This is a genomic window from Streptomyces sp. NBC_01142, assembly GCF_026341125.1.
In the GTDB taxonomy this organism is placed as follows: Bacteria; Actinomycetota; Actinomycetes; order Streptomycetales; family Streptomycetaceae; genus Streptomyces.
The window spans coordinates 1,019,839-1,036,966 of sequence record NZ_JAPEOR010000003.1; the positions used below are offsets into that span (position 1 = coordinate 1,019,839).

General features: G+C 67.3%; 20 protein-coding genes and 5 pseudogenes. 17 read left to right on the plus strand and 8 right to left on the minus strand.

What is annotated here, in order from left to right; translation table 11 throughout:
• Window positions 1-16: 16 nt before the first annotated feature.
• Together OG883_RS47070 and OG883_RS38645 are read right to left on the minus strand one after the other, a co-directional pair.
• Window positions 17-355, minus strand: a complete 339-nt coding sequence (locus tag OG883_RS47070) for an aldehyde dehydrogenase family protein (protein ID WP_353963145.1) — start codon at window positions 353-355, stop codon at window positions 17-19.
• Between the two features lie 112 nt (window positions 356-467).
• Window positions 468-1,580 (minus strand): mechanosensitive ion channel family protein, encoded by a 1,113-nt coding sequence (locus OG883_RS38645; protein ID WP_266551583.1) that lies wholly within the window; start codon window positions 1,578-1,580, stop codon window positions 468-470.
• 450 nt (window positions 1,581-2,030) lie between these two features.
• On the opposite strand from OG883_RS38645, the gene OG883_RS38650 reads away from it, so the two are divergent.
• The 4 genes and pseudogenes from OG883_RS38650 (at window position 2,031) to OG883_RS38665 (ending at window position 4,653) form a co-directional block, all read left to right on the plus strand.
• The gene (locus OG883_RS38650; RefSeq protein ID WP_266551584.1) at window positions 2,031-2,726 is read left to right on the plus strand and encodes a hypothetical protein; all 696 of its coding nucleotides are present in this window, start codon (window positions 2,031-2,033) and stop codon (window positions 2,724-2,726) included.
• 373 nt (window positions 2,727-3,099) lie between these two features.
• Window positions 3,100-3,861: a MerR family transcriptional regulator gene (locus tag OG883_RS38655; RefSeq protein ID WP_266551585.1), complete on the plus strand. Its 762-nt coding sequence runs from the start codon at window positions 3,100-3,102 to the stop codon at window positions 3,859-3,861.
• Between the two features lie 368 nt (window positions 3,862-4,229).
• A pseudogene (locus OG883_RS38660) lies at window positions 4,230-4,328 on the plus strand (DUF4262 domain-containing protein); the annotation flags it as partial.
• An 85-nt stretch (window positions 4,329-4,413) separates the two neighbouring features.
• Window positions 4,414-4,653: a DUF4262 domain-containing protein gene (locus OG883_RS38665; protein ID WP_266553213.1), complete on the plus strand. Its 240-nt coding sequence runs from the start codon at window positions 4,414-4,416 to the stop codon at window positions 4,651-4,653.
• A 253-nt stretch (window positions 4,654-4,906) separates the two neighbouring features.
• Here the strand turns inward: OG883_RS38665 and ppk2 are convergent, their stop codons facing one another.
• Both ppk2 and OG883_RS38675 read right to left on the minus strand, forming a co-directional pair.
• Entirely contained in the window at window positions 4,907-5,890 is a 984-nt protein-coding gene (gene ppk2 / locus OG883_RS38670; RefSeq protein ID WP_266553216.1) for a polyphosphate kinase 2, read from the minus strand.
• Between the two features lie 544 nt (window positions 5,891-6,434).
• The gene (locus OG883_RS38675; RefSeq protein WP_266534610.1) at window positions 6,435-7,643 is read right to left on the minus strand and encodes an IS110 family transposase; all 1,209 of its coding nucleotides are present in this window, start codon (window positions 7,641-7,643) and stop codon (window positions 6,435-6,437) included.
• 525 nt (window positions 7,644-8,168) lie between these two features.
• On the opposite strand from OG883_RS38675, the gene OG883_RS38680 reads away from it, so the two are divergent.
• Together OG883_RS38680 and OG883_RS38685 are read left to right on the plus strand one after the other, a co-directional pair.
• Window positions 8,169-8,678 carry an N-acetyltransferase gene (locus OG883_RS38680; RefSeq protein ID WP_266551587.1) on the plus strand — a complete coding sequence of 170 codons (510 nt, stop codon included), beginning with the start codon at window positions 8,169-8,171 and terminating at the stop codon, window positions 8,676-8,678.
• 16 nt (window positions 8,679-8,694) lie between these two features.
• The gene (locus OG883_RS38685) at window positions 8,695-9,174 is read left to right on the plus strand and encodes a hypothetical protein (protein WP_266553219.1); all 480 of its coding nucleotides are present in this window, start codon (window positions 8,695-8,697) and stop codon (window positions 9,172-9,174) included.
• A gap of 116 nt (window positions 9,175-9,290) precedes the next feature.
• Here the strand turns inward: OG883_RS38685 and OG883_RS38690 are convergent, their stop codons facing one another.
• Complete coding sequence (locus OG883_RS38690) at window positions 9,291-9,575, minus strand: GNAT family N-acetyltransferase (RefSeq protein ID WP_266551588.1); 285 nt, start codon at window positions 9,573-9,575, stop codon at window positions 9,291-9,293.
• 32 nt (window positions 9,576-9,607) lie between these two features.
• On the minus strand, window positions 9,608-9,850 hold the full coding sequence (locus tag OG883_RS38695; protein WP_266551590.1) for a hypothetical protein: 243 nt from the start codon (window positions 9,848-9,850) through the stop codon (window positions 9,608-9,610).
• Between the two features lie 58 nt (window positions 9,851-9,908).
• Between OG883_RS38695 and OG883_RS38700 the strand changes: the two are divergent.
• The 4 genes and pseudogenes from OG883_RS38700 to OG883_RS38715 all read left to right on the plus strand — a co-directional run bounded on the left by OG883_RS38700 (window position 9,909) and on the right by OG883_RS38715 (window position 12,805).
• Window positions 9,909-10,585, plus strand: a pseudogene (locus OG883_RS38700) (transposase family protein).
• 112 nt (window positions 10,586-10,697) lie between these two features.
• A complete protein-coding gene (locus OG883_RS38705; RefSeq protein ID WP_266551592.1) occupies window positions 10,698-11,390 on the plus strand; it encodes an NADPH-dependent F420 reductase in 693 nt (230 codons plus the stop codon).
• A 385-nt stretch (window positions 11,391-11,775) separates the two neighbouring features.
• On the plus strand, window positions 11,776-12,288 hold the full coding sequence (locus OG883_RS38710; RefSeq protein WP_266551593.1) for a GNAT family N-acetyltransferase: 513 nt from the start codon (window positions 11,776-11,778) through the stop codon (window positions 12,286-12,288).
• 283 nt (window positions 12,289-12,571) lie between these two features.
• Window positions 12,572-12,805: a hypothetical protein gene (locus OG883_RS38715; protein ID WP_266551595.1), complete on the plus strand. Its 234-nt coding sequence runs from the start codon at window positions 12,572-12,574 to the stop codon at window positions 12,803-12,805.
• 67 nt (window positions 12,806-12,872) lie between these two features.
• On the opposite strand, the gene OG883_RS38720 is transcribed toward OG883_RS38715, so the two are convergent.
• Window positions 12,873-13,271 (minus strand): DUF6221 family protein, encoded by a 399-nt coding sequence (locus OG883_RS38720; RefSeq protein WP_266551597.1) that lies wholly within the window; start codon window positions 13,269-13,271, stop codon window positions 12,873-12,875.
• A 351-nt stretch (window positions 13,272-13,622) separates the two neighbouring features.
• Window positions 13,623-13,952 carry a hypothetical protein gene (locus OG883_RS38725; RefSeq protein ID WP_266551599.1) on the minus strand — a complete coding sequence of 110 codons (330 nt, stop codon included), beginning with the start codon at window positions 13,950-13,952 and terminating at the stop codon, window positions 13,623-13,625.
• A gap of 242 nt (window positions 13,953-14,194) precedes the next feature.
• Here OG883_RS38725 and OG883_RS38730 point away from each other — a divergent pair.
• From OG883_RS38730 to OG883_RS38760, 7 genes and pseudogenes are all read left to right on the plus strand, one after another.
• Window positions 14,195-14,329 (plus strand): annotated as a pseudogene (locus tag OG883_RS38730) (IS5/IS1182 family transposase); the annotation flags it as partial.
• A 451-nt stretch (window positions 14,330-14,780) separates the two neighbouring features.
• Entirely contained in the window at window positions 14,781-15,137 is a 357-nt protein-coding gene (locus tag OG883_RS38735; RefSeq protein ID WP_266551601.1) for a DUF6191 domain-containing protein, read from the plus strand.
• Window positions 15,134-15,643, plus strand: coding sequence for a DUF3995 domain-containing protein (locus OG883_RS38740; RefSeq protein WP_266551603.1), 510 nt, complete (start codon window positions 15,134-15,136; stop codon window positions 15,641-15,643). The genes OG883_RS38735 and OG883_RS38740 overlap by 4 nt, the downstream gene beginning before the upstream one ends.
• A gap of 24 nt (window positions 15,644-15,667) precedes the next feature.
• Window positions 15,668-15,904 (plus strand): annotated as a pseudogene (locus OG883_RS38745) (ATP-binding protein); the annotation flags it as partial.
• Window positions 15,901-16,113 (plus strand): annotated as a pseudogene (locus OG883_RS38750) (tetratricopeptide repeat protein); the annotation flags it as partial. The pseudogenes OG883_RS38745 and OG883_RS38750, both read left to right, overlap by 4 nt.
• A gap of 97 nt (window positions 16,114-16,210) precedes the next feature.
• Window positions 16,211-16,690 carry a hypothetical protein gene (locus tag OG883_RS38755; RefSeq protein ID WP_266553317.1) on the plus strand — a complete coding sequence of 160 codons (480 nt, stop codon included), beginning with the start codon at window positions 16,211-16,213 and terminating at the stop codon, window positions 16,688-16,690.
• Complete coding sequence (locus OG883_RS38760; protein WP_266553320.1) at window positions 16,690-17,034, plus strand: hypothetical protein; 345 nt, start codon at window positions 16,690-16,692, stop codon at window positions 17,032-17,034. The genes OG883_RS38755 and OG883_RS38760 overlap by 1 nt, the downstream gene beginning before the upstream one ends.
• Window positions 17,035-17,128 lie beyond the last annotated feature (94 nt).

The following is a 17,128-nucleotide window of genomic DNA, read 5'->3' on the forward strand; positions in this document are numbered from 1 at the left end:
CTGGATCGTCTCATCGTCATGACCGTGCGGTGGGGGAGCAGGCTATGTTCTGCGCCGTGCGAGCTCCTGCTTGCGCAGTGGGTCTGCCCGCCGGCGCGACAGACCCACTTCCGCCTCGGGTGTTACACCTGGGTGGGGACAGCCGTATCAGGCACACCGCCCAGGTGGGGATGCGGCTGAAGACGGCGCTGCCGGCCCCGTACGAGCCGGCATTGGTCAGGGCGACGGTCTCGTCGGAGTCGGTGATCTTGGTGACGGCCGGCGTCGGCCCGAATGTCTCCTCGGTTCGCCGCGGGGGCGCCGGGGGCGACGCCGACGAGAATGGTCGGCTGGACGTAACGGCCGTCGGCCGCACGGGAGGTCGAGCCGGGGTGTCCCGCGCGGCTTCCCTCAGCCAGGGCTTTCACCACCCCCGCGCTCAATCTCGCCCCCACTGGCCCAGGCAATCCGGCGCAGGGGCAGGCGTGCTATCCCAGCGTCACACTCTGAGGGCCTCCAGGCGTCGGTGCTGTCATCGGCTCCGAGGCGGAGCGCTGGTGGGGAAACGGCAACTCTCCCTGCTGCACGGCAATGGTCCGTGTCGGCGCGGGAACGCTGATGCCCTCGGCACGGTAGCGCTGGTGCAGACGCTTGATGAACTCATGCTTGATCCGGTACTGGTCACTGAACTCGCCGACCCCCAGGATCACCGTAAAACTGATCCTGGAGTCGCCGAACGTGTGGAAACGAACGGCCGGTTCATGGTCGGGTACGCCGCCATCAACGTCCGCCATCACGCTCTCCACGACCTCCGTGGTGACCCGCTCGACATGCTCCAGATCACTGTCGTAGCCGACTCCCACCTGGACGTTCAGCGTCATCTGCTGTTCCGGCCGGTGGTAGTTGGTCATGTTGGTGCCGGACAGCTTCGCATTGGGGATGATCACCAGGTTGTTGGAGAGCTGACGCACCACAGTGTTACGCCAGTTGATGTCGACGACGTAGCCCTCCTCGCCGCTGCTGAGCCGGATGTAGTCACCGGGCTGCACCGTTCTGGAAGCAAGGATGTGCACACCTGCGAAGAGGTTGGCCAGAGTGTCCTGCAAGGCCAGGGCGACTGCCAGACCTCCCACGCCCAGCGCGGTGAGCAGCGGGGCGATAGAGACGCCCAGGCTTTCCAGTACGACAAGAAAGCCCATTGCCAGCACCACGACGCGCGTGATGTTCACGAATATGGTGGCCGACCCGGCGACACCGGACTTGGACTGTGCCAGCGCCTGTACCAGTCCGGCGACGAACCTCGCGGCCGTGACGGTCGCAGCCATGATGAGCACGGCGGTGAGCGTCATGGTGACGTTGCGTCCGACCCCGGCGTTGAGCGGCAGCACCGACGCCGCGATCGCCGCGCCGCCGGTGATCGCGGCCCACGGGGCCAGTGCCCGCAGGGCGTCGACGATGATGTCGTCGCCGCTCCAACGCGTTCTGTCCGCCCGTACGCCGAGCCATTTGAGGATCATGCGCAGAAGCAGGGCGGCCGCTATGCCTGCGGCCACCGCGATTCCGGCGACGATCACGTCGTGCATGGTGAGGTCCCGGTTCACAGCTCCCCTCCAGTTGCACAGGGAAGAGCGCCAGCGGCGGTGATTGCCGCCGGGATCCAAATGTGATACATCGTCACCTTTTCACCTGTGCATTCTGGGAGTGCGGTTGTGCGGTCGCGTCCGGGCGACGTATGAAGTCGACTCGGCGCGAACTGTCATCCTGCCGCACGCCGCAGGCACTGCTGCTGATGGGCCCCACCCCCCGGCATCGCGCGCTGGGCCACCAGTGAGCTGAGGAGTCCCGGAACGCTCGTACAGGGGCGCTGCGTCAGGGCAGCTGCTGGGACGGCACCAACCAGCATTGGCTGCTCATCCCGGTGAACCAGACCCTGATTCGGGAGTCGTCATCCTTCGAGCATGCGAGCGCAGATCAATTGAGTACGCGTACCCACTCCTTGCCGGGTAGCCGCGCCCATCCGCCGCGCTCCCCCGCCGGCATACCGTCCCCGTATGCCCGAGGAGACCGTACCAACCAACACCACCCCCGCCCCGACCGAGTCCAGGTCCCTCTCTTCCGTCCTCGGGGCCCTCGGATGCGGCTGCGCCGCGCTCGTCGTCGTACTCGTCGTCGTACTCGTTCTGGTCGTCCAGCTCGCATGGGGCTCATGGGGGTCGACGGACTTTCCCCGCGTCGCGCCCCAGGACATGGCGAGCCGCGCCTTTCAGCGTTCCCAGGAGGCATACGACGTCGTGGGGTTCAAGCGCTCCGTAGAACCAGGGGTCGAGGACATCGGCATCAGCACGGAGAACACGTTCGGCTCCGGCTTCTGCTATGACGGGGGTCTGCTGGGGCTGGAGGACAAGACCGTCGACGGCGCCTACCGGATGAGCCACAGCTGGGCGCTGGACCACGTGCCCGCGAACCGGGCCGTCTCCGGCCTCCGCCGACTGCACCAGCACCTCAAGGACAACGGCTGGGAGGTCACGTCCTACCGTGAGGGCGGGAAGGGCAGGGACTGGTACCTGTTCGTCCAGCGGGACGACGGGGCCGAGCGGATGTCCTTCACCTGGTTCCCGGACCGGGAGTACTTCACCGGCGACGCCACCGGGCCCTGCGCCTACGACCCGGAGTGGGAGAACGGCGACGTCGGCCCCTCCGGGGACAACCAGTCGCCACCCGTCCTCGGGCCCGCACAGCGGGACTAAGGTGCGTTCCAGAAGTGGATCTTGATGTGTCGAGATCCACTTCGCGGGCAGCAGGATCTGACGAATGCGCAGTGGGCGAAGCTGGAGCCGCTGCTCCCGGTCGGGAAGACGCGGGCGTGGCTCTGTTCACAAGAGAGGACGGAGATTCGACGGCGGTTCGGGAAGCACCTGATGGTCAGGACCGGATCGAGATGTTCAGGAGTTTGGACAGCAGCCGGCCTCGCACGGGCCGGTGTGGTGTCGTGCGTGTGGTCGCAGGGCCGAAGCCGGGTGAGCCTGGGTTCTGGGGTTGAAGTTGTCGCTACGGCAGCTTCTACCGTCATGACCAGGGCCGGAGAGACCGGCCCGGTGACGCACTCGTGAGGGAGCGGCAATGGACTGGCCGATCGCGGAGGTTGCCCGGATGTCGGGCGTGACCGCCCGGACCCTGCGGCACTACGACGAGATCGGCCTGCTGCCGCCGGCTCGGATCGGCGCCAACGGCCACCGTTACTACGAGGAGCACCAGCTCCTGCTGTTGCAGCAGATCCTCGTACTGCGAGCGCTGGGCGTCGGGCTGCCCGAGATCGGGCGAGTCCTGGCCGAGCAGGTCGACGAGGTGGAAGCCCTGCGCGGGCACCACCGGCGGCTGCTCGCCGAGCGGGACCGGCTCGACGCCCTGGCCGGCACCGTCTCCCGCACGATCGCGGAACTGGAACAGTCCAGGAAGGACGGCCAACCCATGACCGCCATCAACCGCCCGGAGAACCTGTTCGAGGGCGTGCAGCCCTCCCAGTACGAAGAGAACCTGCGCGACTTCCCCGTGCTTGCCGAGGCAGTCGGCCGACGGGCCGCCACGATGAGCCCTGCCGAGGCCGAGGCCGGGCACCGCGAGCGCACGGCGCAGATGATCCGGCTGGCCGAGCTGATGGCCGCCGGCACCCCGGCCGACGCCGAACCCGTGCAGGCCGAGATCGATGCCCAGTACCGGGCGCTCACGGAACTGCGGGCCGTGTCCGCCGATGAGTACCGCACGATCGGACGCTCCTGCGTGGACAACGAGCAGTGGCGTGCCGCGTACGAGGCAATCGCCCCGGGCCTGGCCGCGTACCAGCGGGACGCCATGGAGGCGTACGCCACGACCCGGCTCGGCTGAGCCGCAACGGGGGCCGCCGCACCAGCGGCGGCCCTCTACGGTGCGCCACCGCTGGGACCGGAGCACGAGCAATCGACTTCGGCCCGGAACGAGTGCCTCCCAACGAGCTGAACAATCGCTGTCGGAATCCGGTTCCGGTACAGATCTTGGGGAGTGATCACGGAGCGCGACCTTGCTGTTCGATTGCGCGGGCTCATCACGAGCCCTGGCAGTCCGGCCTACACGCCCACCCATAGCCTCCGTACAAGACTGGTGATCCATTCAAGTGCCGCTGTGTCCTCTGCCATGACTACGGGGACCGAGATGAAGCAGACCGGGCTGATCTGACGATCATCGAGAATGTGCAGCAGCATGGATGGCACGTCGTCATGGTTCCCGAGGACGATATCGGCCCGGGATTCGCCTACACGATCGGCCTGTCACACATCCACGGTGCACCTGAACTCGCGATGTTCGGGCTCGATGTCCACGCCATGCACCGCATGCTCAACACGCTTGGAGAGAAGCTAGCGCCGGGCGCCGTCAGGATGACGGCCAAAGCGCCAAGGCGTTATCGATGGCCACCAAGTCGCGCTCAGGCACGTCGACCTCCGCTGGTACCGGACCTTCTTCGGGCGAGCCATCGGGTTCTACCGGCGGCCTCCCTTCCCTGTCCTGCAAGTTGCGTGGCCCGATGCGGGAGGCCGCTTTCACTGGGAAGAACAGGTTGAACAGTGGCATCGGGAGTCACAGCCTCAGCTGTGGCTGCTACCGAGTGAACACCCTGTCGGAATCTGGGCGACCGAAGTCTGACGCCAGATAGCGCCGACCAGTCGCAGATCAGCACACAAGCGCACGTGAGCCGTATCAAGGCTCGGTTTGCACATCTTGCGACAGCGGCCGCGGAGGGTTACTGGAGCAGGATCATCTTGTAGTAGTTCGAATCGAGCTCGACCGGCGCCGTACAGTCGGGTGACGCTGGTGCATCCTGCCGCGGCAGACAGCGTGAGCCAGGCGGTGACGGGACTCCTGGACCGTGAGCTGCCTCCTCAGCTCTCTGCCGGGTTCACGATTGCGTGCCCTTCAGCCGTGGGTGGTCGCCCGGACCTACGGCGGAGTGGGCGAGCGGGGTGGGGGAGAGGTCGCTGGCATCCTCGCCCGGTTCCAGGAGGGTGTCGGCGGCTCCCACAACCAAGGGGTCGGGTTTGCCAACTGCTTCCTCGTTCCTGCTGGTGTAGTCGAAGCGCCGCAGCAGGCTGCGCATCGCCTCGAGTCTGCCCCTGCGCTTGTCGTTTGCCTTGACCACGGTCCAGGGAGCTTCGGCTGTGTCCGTGGCGCGGAACATGTCGACCTTGGCTGCGGTGTAGTCGTCCCAGCGGTCCAGTGAGGCGAGGTCGGTGGGGGAGAGTTTCCACTGCCGGACGGGATCGACCTGGCGAATGGCAAAGCGAGTGCGCTGCTCGGCCCGCGACACCGAGAACCAGAACTTCACCAGCAGGAATCCGTCCTGAACCAGCATGCGCTCGAACACGGGGCACTGCTCCAGGAACAGTTCGTACTCGTCCTTGGAGCAAAAGCCCATGACGCGTTCGACGCCTGCCCGGTTGTACCAGGAGCGGTCGAAGAACACGATCTCGCCCGCCGAGGGCAGATGGGCCACATACCGCTGGAAGTACCACTGGCCGGCCTCGCGCTCCGTGGGCTTCTCCAGGGCCACGACCAGGGCACCACGCGGATTGAGACGTTCGGTGAAACGCTGGATCGTGCCGCCCTTGCCTGCGGCGTCCCGGCCCTCGCAGACCACGATGAGTCGTTGACCGGTGTCCTTGACCCAGCGTTGCAGCTTCAGCAACTCGATCTGCAGTACCCGCTTCTGCCGTTCGTACGCGTTGCGCCCCACCCTGCGTTCGTACGGATAGTTCTCCCTCCACGTCTGGATCGCCCCGCCGGTGGCATCGAGCAGCACCGGCTGTTCCGGTCTGCTCGCGTCCACCGTCAGGCCGTCCAGTAGCTCCCGGGCCTCTTTGTCTCGGGCGTCGCTGTTCACCATGGCCTTCTTCCCGCCTCTGTCCTGTTCACCGTAGTTGTCTTCGGTGAAATGTGCGACGGCCTTCATGCAGCATTACTGATGAGTAGCTCGCACGCTGAAGGGAGGGAAATCAAATGTGCGGCAGCGTGTACCTGCAATGCACCCGAAAGGGCAGAGGGCAATCTGGATTTCCTGAACCGCAGAAGGGCGATAGAGGCTGGATATGAAGGTGACGGGCCCGGGAACGGAGGCGCCGGACCCTGGAGCTGACCAGTGGCCCTGGTGGGCCGCGCGGGCTGTTTCGCCAGCGCTCGCCGCCAGTGTTTGTCCGCGACGTCTGATTCCCTCGCGGCGTGGTGAACCTCCCCGAGGTTATTGATCTCCTCCAGGCTCATCGGAAGCGTGCGGCATGAGTCGCCGAACTGCCCAGGAGGATGGCGCGGCGAAGCCCGACGACGTCGCGTTGTGCAGGCCTGGATTCGTGCAGCTATCACGCCAAAGGCGGCGGAAAAGTATGGCAAGGCTAGGGGGGGTGCCTCTATGTCCTTCGTCAAGCCTGAGCAGGTCATGCGGTGGCTGTCTCGGGGGTGCGGGATTCGTAGAAGGTGCCGTCGCGGAGCATGGCGAACAGCACGCTGATGCGGTGGCGGGCGAGGCGGAGCAAGGCCTGTGTGTGGGTCTTGCCGCGGGCTCTTTGCCGTTCGTAGTAGGTGCGGGAGGCGGGGTCGTGCAGGGCGGCGAACGCGGAGAGGAACATGGCCCGTTTCAGGAGCCGGTTGCCTGTTCTGGGGGCGTGTTCGCCGTGGATGGAGGATCCGGAGGACCTCGTTGCCGGGGCGAGGCCGGCGTAGGAGGCAAGGTGGGCGGCAGTGGGGAACGAGGTGCCGTCGCCGATGGTGACCAGCAAGGTGGCGGCGGTCCTGACACCGACTCCGGGCATCGAGGTCAGGACCTGGGAAAGAGGGTGCGACTCAAGCAGCTCGCCGATCTGGGCTTCCAGAGCGCGTCGTTGTTCGTGGACGGCGGCCAGCGAGCGGGCCAGCGAGGGCACGACCACGTCCAGGGTGCCGGTGCCCGGGACCACGACGGTCTGTTCGTCGAGCGCGTCGAAGATGTCGTCCACCAGGCGTTCGGCCATGCGCGGGGCCTTGGGCCGTATCAGGTTCACGAGCCTGCGGCGTCCGGCCTTACGCAGGGCGGCGGGCGAGCCGAAGCGTTCCAGCAGGTGCGTCACAGCCTGGTGGTCCAGGCGGGGCCCCAGTACTCGCTCCAGGCTCGGGTGGAACTGGGTGAGCAGGCCGCGGAGCCGGTTGCTGGTGCGGGTAGCCTCGGCGGCGAGGTCCTGGTCGAAGCCGGTCAGGACGGTAAGCTGGGCCGCGGTCTCGTCGGCCAGTTCCAGGGCCCGCAGGGTGTGAGGCATGGTGCGGGCGGCGTCCGCGATCACGTGCGCGTCGCGGGCATCGGTCTTGGCCTCACCGGGATACAAATCGGCGATCCGCCGCATCGCCAGCCCTGGCAGGTAGGCCACGTGGCAGCCGGCGTCCCGGGCCACCGCGAGCGGCAGGGCGCCGATCGATGCGGGCTGGTCCACGATGACCAGCACGCGGCCGAACCTGGCCGTGAGCTTGTCGAACACGGCCCGCAGTTTCGGCTCGCTGTTGGGCAGCCGCTTGTCGTAGACGGTCTTGCCGCCCGCTGTCAGGCCGTGGCCGTGGTGGTCGCCCTTGCCGACGTCCAGGCCGAGGAAGACCGCGATTTCACCGGTGTCGAGCACCGCACCCCCCGAGGGTGGTCGTTCCGTCCCGGCCTCACCCACCGGCACCGAGCGCGCGCATCCACGTTACGCAGACCTGCCACCCTTCAACGGCCGGGCGTTGCGCTCGGCCGGGTGACGGTCGGGCCTCTCATCAGCGGTCAGACGGTGCCCCGGACCCGGTGACACCACCCCCCAGGTCATCGCTTCGACAGGGGGCAACAGTCATGCCGGGCCCGGAGGCCAGGAGCCCCGTTTCAGGGCCACGAAGAAAGTAACGGGGGCAACAGTCATGCCGGGCCCGGAGGCCAGGAGCCCCGTTTCAGGGCCACGAAGAAAGTAACGGGGGGCCGTAACTGCTGGTCGTCACGTATGGCGCTTCATGAAAACGGCCACCCCCTGCTTGGACTGGCCTCGAGTTGCTCGCCCTGATGCCCCACATGGACGAGGGTTGTGAGACGTTGCGGCGGCCGCGGGTTCACCACGTGGGGGGCTGCAGGCGAAATCCTCTGGTCCGTAGGCCCCTTGGGGTGATCGGATAGGCGCATGAGTCTTCCTCGTACCGGGGTGGCCGAGGTTGTCGTGCCAGTCCTCGTCCGTGACCTGACGCCCACTGATCTGCCGGCCTGTACGTGGTCCGGCTCGACCGCCCATCTGATGCAGGTGGAACGGGAGTTGGTACGCGCGGCAGCGGGGGATGTGGACTATCTGGCGGTGTGCACCCCGGCCGATGTTCCGGTGGCGATCGGAGGCATCGACTACCGGGTCACGGCCGGCGTAGGCACACTCTGGCAGCTCGGGGTACTCCCGGCCCTGCAGTCGTGTGGTCTGGGCACCATGCTCATCCGGGCCGCGGAGGACCGCATCAGCTCACGCGGCCTGCACAGGGCCGAGCTCGCGGTGGAGGAGAGCAATCCACGAGCCCGGGCCCTGTACGAGCGACTGGGCTACCTGGCCCACGGTCGCCGACCGGACGCCTGGGACGTCCAGGCGCCGGACGACTCACTGCTCCGGTACGAGACCATGTGCACGCTGATGCACAAGGACTTGTCGTAGGGGGCGCCGCGTGGCGATGGAAGTGTGGGCGCCGATCTTTTCACTCGCAGGCGTCGCCCTCGGCGGCGGCCTGACGGCGCTCTCCCAGCGCGCCACTCAGCGCTCCGCCGAACGGCTGGAGGAACGCCGCCAGGCAGCGGCCACCAGCGAGGCGCGCCGAGCGGAGCAGATGCAGGCGATCAAGGACTTCATCGCCTGCGCCCAGGATGCCGAACGGGCGGCCTACAGCCGTCCCGAGGCTTGGGGTGATGACGAAGACTGGAACAGTGCCGCTTCGGGCGCCATGACCAGGCTCTGGATCGCTGAACGGCACCTCGTGCTGCTCAGCGACGCGGACCTGCACGCCCCTGTGCACACATACGGTCGGGCACTCAACCAGGCGGTGTGGCGAGAGATCGGCGACGTCGAGGTCAATGAGCACCTCGAGGAACACAAGATCGCCTTCATGGCCGCGGCACGCGCGAGCCTTGCCTCCTCTCGAGTCCAAGCAACCTAGGTGGGACTCCTCCGTTCAGGAGCCGCCAGGACGGGCGGCCTCCGACGCCCGTCTCGAATCCCTGAGCAGTTGGGGAACGAAGAGCCGCACTGGCGGGATTTCACAGGTTCCCCTCATCACTGGAGAGCGACGCGCAGGCCCCGGATGTACCAGTGGAACCGTGAGCCGTCCTTGCTGTGCGGCTGCTTGCCGGGGGTGAATCCTGCCCGCCGCGCGACGGCGGCGGATGCGGGATTCTCCGGCTCTACCTGGATCACCGCCTCCTGCCCACCCTCACTGGCTGCGTACCGGGACGCCAGGACGACCGCGCGGGTAGCCAGGCCACGCCCTCTCCAGGACGGATAGAGGCCGTAGGCGACATTCACCTGGCCGGGAGCCAAGCCCTCCCCTGTGAACCGCAAGTCGATCGTCCCTGCGAGTGCCTCGTCGGCGCCTACCCGGATGCCAAAAGCACGGAGCGGCCCGGCATGTCCCACTGTTCCCAGCAGTGCTGGAAGTACGCTTCAACGCCCTCGCGCGTGCCGGGACCACCGTTGAGCCAGCGAACCAGCAGCTCATCCTCCCCCGTGAGATGCGCCTTCACATCGTCCAGGCGCAGCGGCGACAGAGTGATGATCCCGTCGGACAGCTTCACTTCATGCATCCGCCGATTCTTGACGTCGAAGCTGCGTCGCACCAGCGGATTCCGGCGGAACGTCGCGCAGAGCTACCCCGCCACAGGAGATGATCTTGGTGTGGCTGGTGTGATCACGGCGTCGGAGCCGTCTTGGACAGCCCCCGTTCACCGGGCTGAATCCGCGCTGCATCGGCAACTTGCTGACCGTACTACGGCGCGAAGGCGCCGGATGCGGTCCGCAAGGGGCGACCGTGGAGCCTCCCGTTGGAGGGCCGGGTCCTGCTGGTCACTGCGTACTGGCGCACCAACCTGACGCTGCGGCAGCTCGCCCCTCCGTTCGGCATCTCGAAGTCCGCGGCCGACCGCATCATCGACCATCTCGGGCCGGTACTCGCACTCCAGCCCTGCAAGCGGTTTCGCGGGGACACCGTCCTGATCGTGGACGGCACCCTGGTCCCCACCCGCGACCATGCTGTGGCGGCAGAGTCGAACAATTACCGGTACTCCACCAACCATCAGGTGGTCATCGACGCCGACACCTGCCTCGTCGTCGCTATCGGTCGACCGCTGCCCGGCAAGCGCAACGACTGCAAGGCATGGGAGGAATCCGGAGCCAAAGCCGCCGCCGGTAAGACGATCACGATTGAGGATGGCGGAGTCCGCGCCCGAGTCGAACGCGTCTTCGCCCGGATGAAGAGCTGGAAGATCCTGCGCGACTGCCGCCTGAAAGGCGACGGTGTTCACTACGTCGTGGGGGGCATCGCCCGTCTGCGCAACCTCGCCCGCGCCGGATGAGCGAGCAGGCCGCACATCACGCGGTCACGTGCGGGCCGACTCAGAGATCATTTACGGGACAACCCCATAGGGGAGGAGGAATAGAGCCGGCGCAGGTGCGGCTGTCATCAGCATGAGCACTCTTGGACTGATCGGCAGTGGACACATCGGCAGTACCCTCGCGAGGCTCGGCGTAGCCGCCGGACTCGATGTCGTCCTCAGCAACTCACGCGGACCTGAGACCCTCGCGGACCTGGTGGCGGAGCTGGGCCCGCGCGCCCGGGCCGCGACATCCGCCGAGGCTGCGGCCGTCGGCGACTGGGTCGTGGTCACCGTCCCGCTGAAGAACTACCGCCAGGTGCCGGTGGCGCCGCTGGCGGGGAAGGTCGTTCTCGACACGAACAACTACTACCCGGAGCGCGACGGAGAGATCGCCGAACTGGACGCGGAGGAGACCACCACCAGCGAACTCCTCCAGCGGCATCTGCCGGACGCCAAGGTCGTCAAGGCGTTCAACAACATCTTCTTCACGCATCTCGCCGCGCTGGCCCGGCGCTCGGGCGCCGTGGACCGTTCGGCGTTGCCGATCGCCGGCGATGATCCCGAGGCGAAGGCCGCCGCCACCCGGCTGCTCGATCTCCTCGGCTATGACGCAGTGGACGCGGGGCCCCTCGCCGACAGTTGGCGTTTCCAGCGTGACACGCCCGCTTATGTCGTTCCGTACGCGAAGAACCCGCAGGGCCGCGGCATTTCCATGGATGACCCGGGAGTGAGCGCGGACGCCGCGACGGTGCGCGTGGCCCTGGCTGCGGCCCAGCGCGGCTGAGCCGCGACCGAGGTGGGCTGAGCTTGTCCGGCGTTCTTTGCGCGGGGCGGGCCTGCTCAGTAGGGCCCGGCTCCTTTGCGGGGCCCTCCGCCGGCGGCAGCGGAGACGGAGCCGGGAGCCGGGCAGATGCCAGGCGAGGATTCGCCACACTCACGGCTGGAGTAGGGCCTGTGGATCGGTGCTCGGCAGCCACCTGGTCCACTCGATTCCGCTTGGCAGAAACCGTCCGTTAGATATCATCAATTCACACGCGAGGTGCGTGACTACTGCTGTGGCAAGGGAGGTTGATGAATATGGCCCGGCACACGCTTCATCAACATGCCCTTGTCCGGGTCGCGCGAGGTTGGAGAGCGGCCCGGTCGTTTGAATCGACCAGGAGTGTTGCGTGTCTGCTTTTTCATTGACCGGTACGGACCTGACCACTGACCGCCTCGTGCTGCGGCCTTGGTCCGCAGGTGAGATCACCGCTGTCCTCGGTGACGCGCGGTTGGAGCACTGGGCTGAGGACTTTCCCGCCGAGGGCGACCGCGTCATCGCCGGTTTCATCGCCGAGCAGTCGGAACCGCTGAGCGAGTACGGTCACCGTCAGATCATCGAGCGGGAGAGCGGCCTGGTGGTCGGCTCCATCAGTCTGCTCTGGCCGCCGAGTGACGGCGCTCTCGAAGTCGGATACGGCATCGTGGACTCGCGGCGCGGCCGTGGCTACGCCTCCGAGGCCACCCGGGCCTTCGTGGAGTTCGCCCTGACATCGCCGGACGTCACCACGGTGTACGCCGATGTGGAACTGTCGAACCCGGCCTCGGTACGCGTACTGGAGAAGGCCGGACTGCAATGCTGGAGCAGTGACGCAACGGCAGCTCGGTTCCGCACGACAGCACCAGACCTGTCCCAGCGGTAGTTCCGCGGGATCGGCAGCGGCGCAACCTGCCGCTGCCGATCCCGGCCGTGCCCTCACCCGTCCAGCGAAATCGACGGGGTGGGGGTGAGGGCGGACTGTTCGTCGCCCAGTCGATGCTGTGGGCGTCGGCGACCAGGTCCCGCTACACGTTGAGGTTGTCGAGGTCGAGGATCTGGGTCAGCAGACTTCGCGGCGCGGCGTCTGGACGCCGGGCACGGGGGAGTGGTCCTCGCTAGCGGCACAGTGACGCACGCGGTGCTCACCGCGCAGCGGCTCCTTGCCGATGCCGGGCGCTGGAACCGCCTCCCTTCCCGGCGGACAGGCGAAAGCTGAGACCGGCCGCGACGCGCTGGAGTTCTTCTCGCCGCTGGGCTCCGCCAACGAGCTGATCAACCGCGTACTGGCCCCCCATCCGGACGACCTGGCCATCTCCAGCCGGACGCCGGCCGACGTTGAATTGCTCGTCCAGTGCAGCTCAAGGCTGCCAATGCCTGGGGAGGAACTGGCAGGGCGGTGATGCGCCGAGGAACCGGGGATGCTGGTGGAGCATCATCACTGTTCGGGTCCGCATACCTGTGTGGGCGTTATCGGATGAATCGGGGGAGCCATTTCGCTTTGTAGTCTGGGTGCCAGGCGTATTCGGCGGCCAGTTGGCGTACTGCGAAGCCGAGTCCGACGGCACGGCCCGAGGTGTAGTCGTCGTTCGGGCGGTCGATGTCGTGGTCAGCCACTTCGGTGTACTCACCCAGGAGGACGCGGCTGGTTTCGATGCGGGTCAGCGTGCGAGCCGGGTCCTGGAGCGCGATGTGCCGGTCGTAGCCGGCTCCTCTGACCGTGAACGCGATACCGGAGGTCCTGTCGTGGACCTCTCCGGGCACTTCGGCCGGGCACCTCCAGCTCGCGCCGCCGGCGTCCCGCGCGACTTGCTCCTCCTCGGTGAGCCGCGCCTCGATGAAGGTCACCATGTCTGTGTTGCCGGCCATGCGTCGCTGCTTCCTCTCGTGATGTGCTGTGCGATGACTGCCGGGTCATTGTGGGGGACCTCGGACCTGGCGATCCAGTTGTCTCCTGACACGTCGACGGCGTCCTTTCCCACCGGCACCCGGTGCTTCCCTGCCTGGCGCTGCGTCGGCCGGCGCTGAGCCAGTGAGCCGCGGATCGGGCTGCGGCAACGGAGGTTGGCGTCGCTGATGACCATCTCGAATTTTGAATTTCCCTCAGTGCTGCTCTTCGCCCCAGTTGGTTCACGGGGTGAACCAACTGGGGGGATGTGAGGAGCGGGAAGCAGAAGGACTCACCGGTCACGCGCTCGGTGAGTCCTTCGGTGGGGTGAGTCAGTGGGAGGAGAGGAAGCCCTCTGACTGGTCGAGATGGAATGGGGAGCCTGGTCTCTCGGGTGTCCATCCGTTGGCGTGAGCGGTGCGAATGCTGTCAGCGACGTCGGAGGGCAGCACAGGGTTGGCCCGGGTGCCGAACCAGTTGCTGGGGTGCGGCTGGTTGGTAGCGATCACCAGTGTGGTGCCCGGAGTCTCGGCGTGCTCGACCGCATAAGTAAGGGGCGACCAGACCAGTCCCTGGTCGTAGGTCGGCCTTCCCCGAAGCCGCCATCGGTAGGTGGTGCCGTCCACGGTTATGCGCCGCGACCCCTTCTTCAGCAGTGCCATGCCCACGTCCTTTCTCAAGGCGACGATAGTGAACGGCTCCCGTTCATGTCGCACGGGTTTCCCTCGGGCGGGCTGGGCGCTGTCCGACGGGTTGTATGACCAGGTCGACGATTGCATCGTTCTGACCGGTGTGGGGCGGGGGGATCTGTCGGATCAGGAGTGGGCTCGGCTGGAGTCGCGCTTGCCGAAGTATGCGGGACGGGGCGGGCGTTGGAAGAGCCGTCGCAGGGTGATCAACGGCGCGCCGCAACGAAGTCGAGCGGACGGTCAACGCCCTCAGGGGCTTCCGCGCAGTAGCCACCCGATCCAACAAGAGGGCGTACATCTTCCACGGCACCGAGACCGTCGCTGCCATTCGCCTCTGGCTTCGCTCGTGACCGCCGGACAGTCCTTAGGTGTGCTGTCCGGCAGGTCTACCGAAGTCGGCCTGCTCCCACGGCACTCCACCATGCGGTGGATCTCCATAGCGGCGCCCTCCGCCGCATGGGGGAAGCGGATCATGCGCCGGTCTGATCCCTGCGCGCCGCGGATCCAGAACAGTGATCCCATGGCAATCAGCGAGACGAGTCCAACGACGGCGGCCGAGGGGCCCGAGCGGCCTGTGCCGCTCTGGGCGGAGCGCATTGCCCGCGAGATTGGGAGCCACCCCTATCGGGGCGCGTGCGACGCTGCCGGGATGGGTGCCGGAGTGTCCGTGCGAGCGGTCCACGCGCGGACCGATGTCTGGGGCCCCGAGTTCTCCCAGTCCGCACGTCCGATGAGAACGACACCCGACCCCTCCGTCGTTTCCCGGCAGTCAACTGTGTTGGGGACGATGGGGGGCCATCTGTGACGATTTGGCTGATGTCGTTCCCGGCGTTCTTGTGTCTGCTGGTTTTGTTCGCCCTGGTGGAGAGCGCGTGGCGATGGTTCACGGGGCTGGGCTTGATCCCGTGGCTACACAGGCGCACGGGGCGGTCGTTGTCGAACATTGCCTTCGATGAATTCACGGCGGTCGTGAACGGAAACAAGACGGTGGAGCTGGAGCAGCGGCGGGTGGAGCTGCTGCGGCGGGACGACGAGAGCGACGGTGCGCCGCCCCGCTCCAGCATTGACCTGACCAAGGGCACGGCGTTCATCGTGTTGCCACAGGGAGCGGACGACACGTGCGCTGACAGGCGCGATGTCCTTGAGGGCCGGCGGTGAGACGCGAACCGGAGGGAACAGGTGCAGAACCGTCCACGCTGTGGGGGCGTATCGCGTGCTTGTGGGCGGCCGCGTTCGCCGGGCTGCATTTCTACTGGGCCGTCGGTGGTGATGTGGGGCTGAGCATCTCCGCCGGTCCGCTGGCCACCGAGCGCCCGCTGTGGTTCGTCGTAGCCGGTTTGTGGGGTGTGGGCACGCTCTGCCTCCTCGGCGCCTTGCTGGCATGGCTGCTTGCCCGGTCCAGGCTCCGGGGTGTTCCCGCTCTGCTGGCAAGGTGGCTGGGGTGGGGCGTCAGTGCCCTCCTACTGGTCCGGGGCATCGGTATCGAGGTGCTGCTGTTGACCAACACGACGCACCTGGACACCTCGGTGAGCGTGGGGCAGCGGGCCTGGACGCTGGCCCTCTGGAACCCCTGGTTCATCGCCGGAGGACTGGCCTTCGGCCTCGCCGCCCTTCGGTCCCGCAGGCATACCGACGCAGAACCGCCACCCCCGTCGGGAGGTTGATTGCTCCGCCGGCCAGCCCGCAGCTCCGGCGCGGACCTGGCCCATGTGTGCGAGTCGGCCGCCGAGAGCGCGCTGCTCGAGTCGGCTCGCACCGGCACCATCCGCATGATCGGCACGAAGGACCTGCTCGATGCGGCGAAGTCTGTGGTGCCGTCGAGCGAGCCGTGGTTTGCGGCGGCACGGAACGTGGCGATGTTCGCGAACGAGGGTGGGATGTACGACGACCTGGTGACGTACCTGAAGAAGAGGCGGAAGCTGTGACGGCGGTACATCCGGATCTGGAGCGTGCCGAGGCCCTCCACGAGATCGGGCGCTACGACGACGCGGCGCTCCTCCTGGCCGAGCGGCTCGCGGAGGACCCCGACGACGCCCGCGCCTGGACCGCCCTGGCCCGCTGCCACCTGAAAACTGGGCGGCCCAAGGAGGCGGTCGAGGCCACCGGCGAAGCACTCGAGCGCGCTCCCGAGTACGTCGACGCGCTCCTGGTGCGGTCTCAAGCGCTGCGGGCGGCGGGCGGCGGGCGGTGGGCTGGACGAGGCCGAGGCCGTACTGCGCGAAGCGGTCCGCGTGACTCCGCAGTTCTGGGGCAGCTACGCGATGCTCGCCGACGTTGTGTTCAGGCGGAGCGTGGTCCGGTTCGCGCAGGAGCAGGGGAAGAAGGAGATCAAGCCCGAGGAGATGCCGGCCCTTGCCGAGGAGGCGACCGCCCTGGCCAGGGAGGCGATCCGGCTCGGTCCGGAGGAGATCTACGCGTACGAAACCGCATTGTTGATCGCCGGATTCTCGGGCGCCAAGGAAGACGCCGACCAGTTCGAGCGCGCCATCCTCCGGCTCGACCCCAGCCACCCGGGCGCCCTCGAACGTCAGACCGCGAAGGCGGCCAAGGCCCCGGAGACCGGCGCGACCCAGGCGCCACCCTGTACGCCGACGGGCTGGCCGTCGCACCCGACAACGCTTCCCTGCGCAGCGGCCTCGACAAAGCCACCTTCCGGCTGCTGCGCGGCACCCGCTGGCTCGCCCTTGCCTGCCTCGCCGCAGCAGGCGTGATGATCGACCTGTTCGCCACGGCGAAGCACCCGACCCTGCGGGAGCTGCCCGTGCCGTTGGGCAATCGGCTCTGGCTGCTGGTGGTCATGGGGGCGATCTGGGGGCTCGGGGCCTGGCGGCGCTATCGCAGGCTCCGCACGGGGGTGCAGCTGAACGTGCGTTCGCTGATCCGCCGCGAACTGTGGGCTCGTATCGTCCTCGGCCAGGCGGCCTTCACCATGCTCTGCGCCCTGCTGATCACCCAGGTGCCATGGACGGACCGCTCCGTGCCGCAGATCCTGTTCTTGGCGGGCCTGGTGGTGCCCTGGTTCACGATCTCCTACGATCACCGGAAGACGCGGTGACCATTGGATCCAGCGCGAGTCCCAGCTCGTGGATCAGACGCGGCAGGTAGAGGTGACGGTCGTCCGCTGAGTCCCACCGCCAGTCCGTCCGCAG